The following is a 10,469-nucleotide window of genomic DNA, read 5'->3' as shown; positions in this document are numbered from 1 at the left end:
GCAGCGTAAACGCCTTATCCGACCTACAAATTCCATTATTTCAATGGATTACGATAATGTAGGCCAGATAAGACGCATCAGCGTCGCATCTGGCATTTGCACCGATTGCCGGATGCGACGTAAACGCCTTATCCGGTCTACGATTCCCGCGCTTTCCTGACCCTCTCGGCATACATCGTCAGCGTCTGTTTGATGACATCCAACGTCACTGGCTTAGACAGACAGCTATCCATACCGGACTCCAGACACCGCTGTTTCTCTTCAGCCAACGCATTGGCCGTTACCCCTATTACCGGCAACGTCAGTCCCAACTGGCGGATACGTTGCGTTAACCGGTAACCATCCATATTCGGCATGTTGACATCACTTAGCACTATATCAATGTGATTCTTACTAAGGACATTAAGTGCATCAACACCATCATTCGCCGTCTTACACTGATAGCCCAACGATCCAAGCTGATCGGCCAACAGACGACGGTTAATTGGATGATCGTCTACGACCAGAATCATCATATCGTCGTTATTGCTGACCACTTTGTCGGTCGACGGCAGAGAGTTAGCAGGATCGTCGCTCTCCATTTCTATCAGATAGATGCGCGCCAGCAATGCCGGTAGCTCGTGCGGGGCTGCCACACTGTGTACCCATTCACCAGGCGCTTTCTCCAGAGGGATACCGATATGGCGACGACAGAAAGTCACAACCGCCCTGCCCTGCCATTTTTTACTCATCACATCATCGGTGATCAACACATCTTCGGGAGTCGGTTCCTGCCCTTCGTATGTTGCAACGACTATGCCGCTACGCTGCAAACTGGTTTCAAGGAACTGGCAGAGCGACGCATTGCGGACCGCCAACCAGCAGCGTTTACCCGTTAATCCTTCGACACCTTTTTTCTGCGGATACTGCGCGCCATACAGTGGAATACGCACCGCAAACTGGCTGCCCATTCCCGGTTCAGAATCCACTGAGATGTCACCGTCCATCATGCTGATCAATTTTTCACAAATCGCCAGCCCCAGACCAGTCCCCTGGAAGTTACGCTGTACGCCCGTCCCTACCTGGAAGAATGGATCAAATAACCGCACAACTTCTTTAGCTGGAATGCCCACCCCGGTATCGCGTACGCGAATAGAAAGATAATCACCATCAACGCGAACATGCAGAACAATGCAGCCGGTATCGGTAAATTTAATAGCATTACTCAACAGGTTGGAGATCACCTGCTGTAAGCGCATTGGGTCGCCATTGAGCGCCATCGGTACATCTGGCTCAATAAAACAGTACAAACCAAGTTGCTTGCGTACCACCAGCGGCAAATAGTTGGCGGTGATGTGGTTCATGACTTCGCGCGGTGAAAACTCGCGTGGTTCGATTTTCAACTGTTCCGATTCAATCTTCGAGAAATCGAGAATGTCGCTAATAATCTTCAATAACAGGCTGGAAGAGTTATTCATTGCCGTCACCAGACGGTCAACACCTTTTGGTAACTCTTTGGTTTGTAATAGATCCAGGTTGCCGATAATGCCATACAGCGGCGTTCGCAGTTCGTGGCTGACGGTTGCAAGGAACATCGATTTTGACTGGCTCGCCTGTTCTGCTGCCTGTGCCATTTCTTGCAGCGACTCTTCCATCTTCACACGTGAAGACACATCGACCAGTACGCAAATTGCCACGTTTTCATTACGATAGCGCGAATGAACAAAGCTGATTTGCAGGTTGGTATTGTTACTGGTAAGGACATCGACAAAATTGACCTGCTGGCCACAAATAATTTGCGTCAGCCGTTGACGATCCTCATGCGTAAGCATGTTGAGATAGGTATGCGCCAGTTCGTTACTCAAAATATTAACGCCATCGACAGTTCGCAAAATGCAGATCCCCACAGGCGCAGAGGCGACTATCTTGCGGTTAAACTGCTCATGCTCTTCCAGTCGCTGGGCGTCACTTTCTGCCGGAATAAAAATACGTCGCTCATACATCCGTGCGAGGGTAAACAATGCAGCACCCGCAATCACGTTCAGCAAAATCGCGTTAAGTATCAACATGCGAATACGTTCCAGCACCTGATCAACAGGCACGGAATAGACAATACTTAACGAAGACGGCGGTAGATTTTTTTTCAGCACCAGCTCACGGAAACCTGGCGTATAGCCAAACCAGGATCGCTCCTGCATCCAACGCGGTTCGGCTTTAATCTTACTTTCCGGTCCGGTCAGCGAAATCAGGGTATGGCCATTTTCATCAAGAATGGTGACGCCCATCGGCAACGTCCCCGGCAGGAAGAAGTTCTCCATCCGAATTGTCTGTTCTACGCCTAAAAGCGCTTGCAAACGGTTTGCCAGATAAACCGGCGTCAGCGCGTAGAAATATCCCACCCCAGGACGCGGCCCTTCACTGATCCAGAAAAGGTTACTGCCACTGTCATCCTGTGGCGCGTTACGATATTTGTTAATGCGTTCATGCAAGGCTTTCAGAGCGGTGTCACGTTCGACGGGCATATCACGCAGGCCAAAGTTAGCCATACAGAGGTTATCGCTGCCGATTAAAAACACACGGTTGAGATCGTAAGCCGCAGAGAAGTTATCGCGCCAGTAGCGCATAAACCACGCCAGTGACTCCAGGGAGCCTCGCCAGGTGTTGCTCATTGCGGAACAATCGGAATCAGCAAACAACGGTTCGAAAACCGGCACATCCGCTTGCGTTTCACGCCCACGCGGAGAAAGCACGCCGTTTTCCACGGATAAGCGATTTTCAGCAATGTACTTCAGCTCTTTCATGACATCAGAGGTGCGCTGAATAAACCGCTGGGCCTGATCGGAGCTCAGATTAAATTCCTGACGAATCTCAGATTCTCGTTGATGTAAAGCGTTGACGATGTAAAACACTGATGAAAAAGCAATCAATAGCCAGATCAATAACGCCAGCGCTCTGAACATGTAGCGCGAGACTTTCAGGGTTGTGCGAAAAGAAGCAAGGTATTTCAAAGGGGCGAAGCTCCGCCTCAGGTGACCGATGGAGTGTGGTTAAGGTAGCGGTAAAAGCGTGTCACCGCAATGTTCTCTCTTCTCTGGAATATGATACACCGCCGAGAAATCATTACCTTAACCCCTGATAATCGTCGTTTGCCTGAAAAACAACCTGGATACCCAGCATGCACTCTCTGAAGTGGTTGTACCCACGTCGTCTGCGCAACCAGCTCATTATGATGGCAATCCTGATGGTCATCATTCCGACGCTATCTATTGGTTATATCGTAGAAACTGAGGGTCGGTCAGCGGTCTTATCTGAAAAAGAGAAAAAATTAGCGGCGGTTGTGCAGTTGCTGAACGCCGCACTGGAAGAACGCTTTGCGCTTTACCAACATCTGCCTCGTGAGGCACGCATCCGGGCGCTGAATCATGAGTTGGCTCCTATTACCGAACGTATTACCCAAGCTTTTCCCGGTGTCGGGGCTGGCTATTACCACAAAGAACTGGACGCAATTATCACTTATGCCCCATCGGCACTCTATCAAAGCAATGTAGGTATTAGTATCACCTCGGATCATCCCGGCAATATCGTCATGCAAACCAACACGCCACAACTCTTTTCCGGCAGGCAAGTCCGCGGCGATATTATGAATTCCATGATCCCAATAGAACGCCAGGGCATCGTGCTTGGTTATATCTGGGCGAATGAATTAACGGAGGATATTCGTCGTCAGGCATGGAAAATGGACGTGCGGATAATCATTGTCCTTTCTGCCGGTCTGCTGATTAGCCTGCTGTTGATCGTGCTTTTTTCTCGCCGTTTAAGCGCCAACATCGATATCATCACTGCGGGTCTGTCGACGCTGGCGCAGAATAATCCGACGCAATTGCCACCGCTACCTGGCGAACTAGGGCAAATCAGCCGTTGTGTGAATAACCTTGCCGACGCGCTTCGTGAATCGAAAACACTCAATGACCTGATTATTGAAAATGCCGCCGATGCAGTGATTGCCATTGACCGACAAGGCGATGTGATCACCATGAATCCTGCAGCGGAAGCCATCACCGGATACAAACGTCAGGAACTGGTAGGCCAGCCTTACGCCACCCTCTTTGCCAACACCCATTTTTATAGTCCGGTTCTTGATACGCTGGCGCATGGTATCGAACATATGGCGCTGGAAATCAGCTATCCCGGACGCGACCGAACCATTGAAATCAGCGCCACCACCAGCCGAATCCATGACGGACATGGAGACATGATTGGCGCTTTAGTGATTTTCTCCGATCTGACGGCACGTAAAGAAAGCCAACGGCGACTGGCGCAGACAGAAAGACTCGCCACCCTTGGGGAACTGATGGCAGGCGTTGCGCATGAAGTACGCAATCCTCTCACCGCCATCAGGGGTTACGTGCAAATCATTCGCCAGCAGACACCTCAGCCAGAACATCAGGAATATCTGTCAATTGTGCTGAATGAGATTGATTCCATTAATAAAGTTATTCAGCAGCTTTTGGATTTTTCCCGCCCACGTAAAAGCCAGTGGCAACAAGTGTATCTCAATGCCCTGATCGAAGAGACGCTGATTCTTGCCCAAACCTCCGGCGTACAGGCACGGATCGACTTTATTACAGAGCTTGATCCTTCACTCACTGCGATCGTGGCAGATCGAGAACTACTCAAGCAGGTAATCCTGAATATGTTGATCAATGCCGTGCAAGCTATCACCGCACGGGGTGAAATCCGCATTCGCACATGGATGTATACGGCCAACCAGCAGGCGATCACGATTGAAGACAACGGCTGCGGCATCGAGCTGTCTCTACAGAGAAAAATCTTTGATCCCTTCTTTACCACTAAAGCGTCCGGCACAGGACTTGGCCTTGCCTTAAGCCAACGAATTATTAATGCGCACCAAGGCGATATTCGCGTCGCCAGCCTGCCCGGCTGCGGTGCCACATTCACCCTTATCTTACCGATTGATCCGCAGGAAAATTTGCCCTTATGAATGCTGTTTACCGAATCCTGATTGTTGACGACGAAGAGAATGTGCGTCGCATGCTATCCACCGCTTTTTCTTTGCAGGGGTATGACACTCATTGCGCCTGTAACGGCAATGAAGCATTGCCACTGTTCACCCGTGTGCAACCGGACGTGGTGCTGATGGATATCCGTATGCCGGAAATGGATGGTATCAGTGCGTTAAAAGCGATGCGTGGTCATAATCCACGCACGCCCATTGTCCTGATGACCGCATATGCCGAAGTCGAAACGGCAGTAGAAGCCTTACGCAGTGGTGCATTTGATTACGTCATCAAACCGTTTGATCTGGATGAGCTGAACCTGGTCGTGCAGCGCGCATTGCAGTTGCAGTCAATGAAAAAAGAGATTCGCCAGCTACATCAAGCGCTAAGTGCCAGTTGGCAGTGGGGCCATATATTAACCAGTAGCCCGGTCATGAAGGCGATCTGCAAAGACACGGCAAAAATTGCCCTCTCGCAGGCCAGCGTGTTAGTCAGTGGCGAAAGCGGTACTGGTAAGGAGCTGATTGCCCGGGCGATCCATTACAACTCCCGCCGCGCCAATGGGCCATTTATTAAAATTAACTGTGCCGCGCTACCAGAATCCCTGCTGGAAAGCGAACTTTTTGGTCATGAAAAAGGCGCATTTACCGGTGCACTGACCCTGCGCCAGGGACTGTTTGAGCGTGCCGACAGCGGCACATTATTCCTTGATGAAATTGGTGAAATGCCGTTGGTATTGCAGGCTAAATTGTTGCGCATTTTGCAGGAGAGGGAATTTGAACGCATAGGCGGCCATCAAACCATCAAAGTCGATATTCGCATCATTGCCGCTACCAATCGCAACCTGGACGCGATGGTAAAAGAAGGAACTTTCCGTGAAGATCTCTTTTATCGACTCAACGTGATTCATTTAATGTTGCCGCCACTTCGCGAGAGACGAGAAGACATTTCCCTCTTAGCCAATCATTTTTTGCAAAAATTCAGTAGCGAAAACCAACGCGATATTATCGAAATCGACCCCAGCGCAATGTCATTGCTTACCGCCTGGTCGTGGCCTGGCAATATCCGTGAGCTTTCTAACGTCATTGAACGCGCCGTGGTAATGAACTCGGGGCCGGTGATTTTTGCAGAAGATCTACCACCACAATTTCGCCAGCCTGTCTGTATGAATCACGATGTGAAAAGCACGCCACCGGGCGAGCGCAATCTCAAAGAAGAAATTAAGCGCGAAGAGAAACGGATTATTATTGAAGTGCTGGAGCAACAAGAAGGAAACCGTACTCGCACCGCGCTGATGCTCGGTATCAGTCGCCGTGCCTTAATGTACAAACTGCAAGAATACGGCATTGATCCAGCCGGTGCGTAAGACAAAAACTGCTATGCAGAAATTTGCACAGTGCGCAAAATCCTGCATAGCAGTGCAATATCCCCTCACCACCACCCTCCTTTTTATTTCAATATTTTCAATCTATTAGAAATTATTTCGCATAATTTCATTCTGGCACTCCCCTTGCTATGCCTTCTGTGTACCCACAACGGTGTATTCAAGAGGGATAAAAAATGAAAACAAAATTGATGAGCATAGAGGACGCCGCCAGCTTCTTTCGTGATGGCATGACCATTATGGTTGGCGGTTTTATGGGAATTGGCACGCCTCCCCGCCTCGTTGAGGCATTACTGGAATCCGGTGTCAGGGATCTGACCTTAATCGCCAATGACACGGCATTTATTGATACTGGTACTGGCCCGCTGATTGTCAACGGTCGGGTCAGCAAAGTCATCGCTTCACATATTGGCACTAACCCGGAAACCGGACGGCGCATGATTTCTGGCGAAATGGAGGTCGTTCTCGTACCGCAAGGTACATTGATTGAGCAAATTCGCTGTGGCGGTGCCGGACTTGGTGGTTTTCTCACCCCAACCGGTGTCGGCACCGTCGTCGAAGAAGGCAAACAAACGCTCACCCTCGATGGCAAAACCTGGTTGCTTGAACGTCCATTGCGGGCAGACCTGGCGTTGATCCGCGCCCACCGTTGCGACGCACTCGGAAACCTCACCTACCAACTCAGCGCCCGCAACTTTAACCCCCTGATTGCTCTCGCAGCAGACATCACGCTGGTGGAACCCGACGAACTGGTCGACACCGGCGAATTGCAACCTGACCACATTATCACCCCCGGCGCTGTTATCGACCACATCATCATTCCACAGGAGAGCAAATAATGGACGCGAAACAACGTATTGCGCGCCGCGTGGCGCAGGAACTTTGTGATGGTGACATCGTTAACTTAGGGATCGGTTTACCCACAATGGTCGCCAATTATTTACCGGAGGGTATTCATATCACTCTGCAATCGGAAAACGGCTTCCTCGGTTTAGGCCCGGTCACGACAGCACATCCCGATCTGGTGAACGCAGGCGGACAGCCGTGTGGCGTTTTACCCGGCGCGGCGATGTTCGACAGCGCGATGTCATTTGCGCTGATTCGTGGTGGTCATATTGATGCCTGTGTACTCGGTGGCTTACAGGTCGATGAACAAGGCAATCTCGCCAACTGGGTCGTGCCAGGAAAAATGGTGCCTGGTATGGGTGGTGCGATGGATCTGGTGACCGGGTCGCGCAAAGTGATCATTGCCATGGAACATTGCGCCAAAGATGGTTCAGCAAAAATTTTACGTCAATGCACCATGCCGCTAACCGCGCTTCACGCAGTTCATATGCTGGTGACAGAACTGGCGGTGTTCCGCTTTATCGATGGCAAGATGTGGCTCACTGAAATTGCCGAAGGTTGTGATTTAGAAACTGTGCGTGCCAAAACTGAAGCGCAGTTCGCCGTCGCTGATGATCTTTTGCTCCCACAGGGGGCGCTATGATCGGTCGCATCTCGCGTTTTATGACGCGCTTTGTCAGTCGCTGGCTTCCCGATCCCCTGATCTTCGCCATGCTACTGACATTAATCACCTTTGCCGTAGCTCTCTGGTTAACGCCACAAACCCCTCTCAGCATGGTGAAACTATGGGGTGACGGCTTCTGGAATCTGCTGGCATTCGGGATGCAGATGGCGCTCATCATCGTGACCGGACATGCACTCGCCAGTTCTGGTCCGGTGAAAAGTTTGTTACGTACTGCGGCGTCAGCAGCCAAAACGCCTACCCAAGGGGTCATGTTAGTCACCTTTTTTGGTTCCGTCGCCTGCGTAATCAACTGGGGATTCGGTCTGGTGGTTGGCGCAATGTTTGCTCGCGAAGTTGCACGTCGGGTACCAGGCTCCGACTATCCGTTGTTGATCGCTTGCGCGTATATCGGCTTTCTCACCTGGGGCGGTGGTTTTTCCGGCTCAATGCCGCTACTGGCAGCAACACCGGGGAATCCCGTTGAGCACGTCGCAGGGTTAATTCCGGTCAGCGATACCCTGTTTACTGGCTACAACATCTTTATCACCCTGGCCCTGATTGTGGTGATGCCGTTTATCACCCGCATGATGACGCCTAAGCCTTCCGACGTGGTGAGTATCGATCCGAAGCTGTTGTTGGAAGAAGCGGATTTCCAGAAGAAGCTCCCTGCAGACGCCCCACCTTCAGAGAAACTGGAAGAAAGTCGCATCCTGGCGTTGATTATTGGTGCTCTGGGCATTGCTTATCTGGTGCTGTACTTCTCCGAGAAGGGATTCAACATCACCATCAACACCGTCAACCTGATGTTTATGATTGCCGGTCTGTTGTTGCATAAAACGCCAATGGCCTATATGCGGGCGGTAAGTGCGGCTGCGCGCAGTACCGCCGGGATTCTGGTGCAATTCCCCTTCTATGCCGGGATCCAGTTAATGATGGAACACTCCGGCCTCGGTGGCCTGATCACCGAATTTTTCATCAATGTCGCCAACAAAGATACCTTCCCGCTGATGACCTTTTTTAGCTCTGCGCTAATTAACTTCGCCGTGCCTTCTGGCGGTGGACACTGGGTTATTCAGGGGCCATTCGTCCTTCCTGCCGCGCAGGCGCTAGGGGCCGATCTGGGTAAATCAGTAATGGCGATAGCTTACGGTGAACAGTGGATGAACATGGCACAACCGTTCTGGGCGCTACCTGCACTGGCAATAGCCGGACTCGGTGTCCGCGACATCATGGGCTATTGCATCACTGCCCTGCTCTTCTCCGGCGTCATTTTCGTTATTGGTTTAACGCTGTTCTGACGGCAACTTTATAAAAGGAAGAAAAATGAAAAATTGTGTCATCGTCAGTGCGGTACGTACTGCCATCGGTAGCTTTAACGGTTCACTCGCCTCCACCAGCGCCATCGACCTGGGGGCAACGGTGATCCAGGCCGCTATAGAACGCGCAAAAATCGATTCACAACACGTTGATGAAGTGATTATGGGTAACGTGTTGCAAGCCGGGCTGGGGCAAAATCCGGCACGTCAGGCGCTGCTAAAAAGCGGACTAGCTGAAACGGTGTGCGGATTCACGGTCAACAAAGTGTGCGGTTCAGGTCTGAAAAGCGTGGCGCTTGCTGCACAGGCGATTCAGGCAGGTCAGGCACAGAGCATTGTGGCGGGGGGTATGGAAAATATGAGTTTAGCGCCCTACTTACTCGATGCAAAAGCACGCTCTGGTTATCGTCTGGGAAACGGGCAGGTTTATGACGTAATCCTGCGCGATGGCCTGATGTGCGCCACCCATGGTTATCATATGGGGATTACCGCCGAAAACGTGGCTAAAGAGTACGGAATTACCCGTGAAATGCAGGATGAACTGGCGCTACATTCACAGCGTAAAGCTGCAGCCGCAATTGAGTCCGGTGCTTTTACAGCCGAAATCGTCCCGGTTAATGTTGTCACCCGGAAGAAAACCCTCGTCTTCAGTCAAGACGAATTCCCGAAAGTGGATTCTACGGCTGAAGCGTTAGGCGCATTGCGCCCGGCCTTCGATAAAGCAGGAACAGTCACCGCCGGGAACGCGTCTGGTATTAACGACGGTGCTGCCGCTCTGGTGATTATGGAAGAATCTGCGGCGCTGGCAGCAGGCCTTACCCCCCTGGCTCGCATTAAAAGTTATGCCAGCGGTGGCGTGCCCCCCGCATTGATGGGTATGGGGCCAGTACCTGCCACGCAAAAAGCGTTACAACTGGCGGGGCTACAACTGGCAGACATTGATCTCATCGAAGCTAATGAAGCATTTGCCGCGCAGTTCCTTGCCGTTGGGAAAACCCTGGGCTTTGATCCTGAGAAAGTGAATGTCAACGGCGGGGCCATCGCGCTGGGGCATCCTATCGGTGCCAGTGGTGCTCGTATTCTGGTCACACTATTACATGCAATGCAGGCACGCGATAAAACGCTGGGGCTGGCAACACTGTGCATTGGTGGCGGCCAGGGAATTGCCATGGTGATTGAACGGTTGAATTAACGAACAAAAACGCCCGATAGCGAAAGTTATCGGGCGTTTTCTTGAACATCGACAGCGAAGGTAACCCCAT

At 51.3% G+C, this 10,469-nt stretch carries 7 protein-coding genes; 6 read left to right on the top strand and 1 reads right to left on the bottom strand.

What is annotated here, in order from left to right:
- Positions 1–137: 137 nt before the first annotated feature.
- Positions 138–2,987 carry a two-component system sensor histidine kinase RcsC gene (rcsC, locus tag D9736_RS01225; protein ID WP_130257498.1) on the bottom strand — a complete coding sequence of 950 codons (2,850 nt, stop codon included), beginning with the start codon at positions 2,985–2,987 and terminating at the stop codon, positions 138–140.
- A gap of 167 nt (positions 2,988–3,154) precedes the next feature.
- Here rcsC and atoS point away from each other — a divergent pair, with 167 nt between their 5' ends.
- The 6 genes from atoS (at position 3,155) to atoB (ending at position 10,399) form a co-directional block, all read left to right on the top strand.
- Positions 3,155–4,981: a two-component system sensor histidine kinase AtoS gene (gene atoS, locus D9736_RS01220; protein WP_130257497.1), complete on the top strand. Its 1,827-nt coding sequence runs from the start codon at positions 3,155–3,157 to the stop codon at positions 4,979–4,981.
- The gene (atoC, locus tag D9736_RS01215) at positions 4,978–6,363 is read left to right on the top strand and encodes an acetoacetate metabolism transcriptional regulator AtoC (protein ID WP_130236885.1); all 1,386 of its coding nucleotides are present in this window, start codon (positions 4,978–4,980) and stop codon (positions 6,361–6,363) included. The genes atoS and atoC overlap by 4 nt, the downstream gene beginning before the upstream one ends.
- A 194-nt stretch (positions 6,364–6,557) precedes the next feature.
- A complete protein-coding gene (atoD, locus tag D9736_RS01210) occupies positions 6,558–7,220 on the top strand; it encodes an acetate CoA-transferase subunit alpha (RefSeq protein ID WP_130257496.1) in 663 nt (220 codons plus the stop codon).
- Positions 7,220–7,870: a 3-oxoacid CoA-transferase subunit B gene (locus tag D9736_RS01205; protein WP_130217054.1), complete on the top strand. Its 651-nt coding sequence runs from the start codon at positions 7,220–7,222 to the stop codon at positions 7,868–7,870. The genes atoD and D9736_RS01205 overlap by 1 nt, the downstream gene beginning before the upstream one ends.
- Positions 7,867–9,189, top strand: coding sequence for a TIGR00366 family protein (locus tag D9736_RS01200; protein WP_130217052.1), 1,323 nt, complete (start codon positions 7,867–7,869; stop codon positions 9,187–9,189). Before D9736_RS01205 ends, D9736_RS01200 begins: the two co-directional genes overlap by 4 nt.
- Before the next feature lie 25 nt (positions 9,190–9,214).
- Positions 9,215–10,399: an acetyl-CoA acetyltransferase gene (atoB, locus tag D9736_RS01195; protein ID WP_130257495.1), complete on the top strand. Its 1,185-nt coding sequence runs from the start codon at positions 9,215–9,217 to the stop codon at positions 10,397–10,399.
- Positions 10,400–10,469: the final 70 nt, after the last annotated feature.

It is taken from the genome of Escherichia sp. E10V10 (assembly GCF_004211985.1).
Taxonomy (GTDB): Bacteria; Pseudomonadota; Gammaproteobacteria; order Enterobacterales; family Enterobacteriaceae; genus Escherichia.
Note: the sequence above shows the minus strand (reverse complement) of the source record. Positions and strands in the feature narration are given on the sequence as shown.

What these genes read in the sequence shown, in the direction of transcription:
- atoB (WP_130257495.1), top strand. Translation starts at nt 9,215, where the DNA reads ATGAAAAATTGTGTCATCGTCAGTGCGGTACGTACTGCCATCGGTAGC.
- D9736_RS01200 (WP_130217052.1), top strand. Translation starts at nt 7,867, where the DNA reads ATGATCGGTCGCATCTCGCGTTTTATGACGCGCTTTGTCAGTCGCTGG.
- atoD (WP_130257496.1), top strand. Translation starts at nt 6,558, where the DNA reads ATGAAAACAAAATTGATGAGCATAGAGGACGCCGCCAGCTTCTTTCGT.
- atoS (WP_130257497.1), top strand. Translation starts at nt 3,155, where the DNA reads ATGCACTCTCTGAAGTGGTTGTACCCACGTCGTCTGCGCAACCAGCTC.
- atoC (WP_130236885.1), top strand. Translation starts at nt 4,978, where the DNA reads ATGAATGCTGTTTACCGAATCCTGATTGTTGACGACGAAGAGAATGTG.
- D9736_RS01205 (WP_130217054.1), top strand. Translation starts at nt 7,220, where the DNA reads ATGGACGCGAAACAACGTATTGCGCGCCGCGTGGCGCAGGAACTTTGT.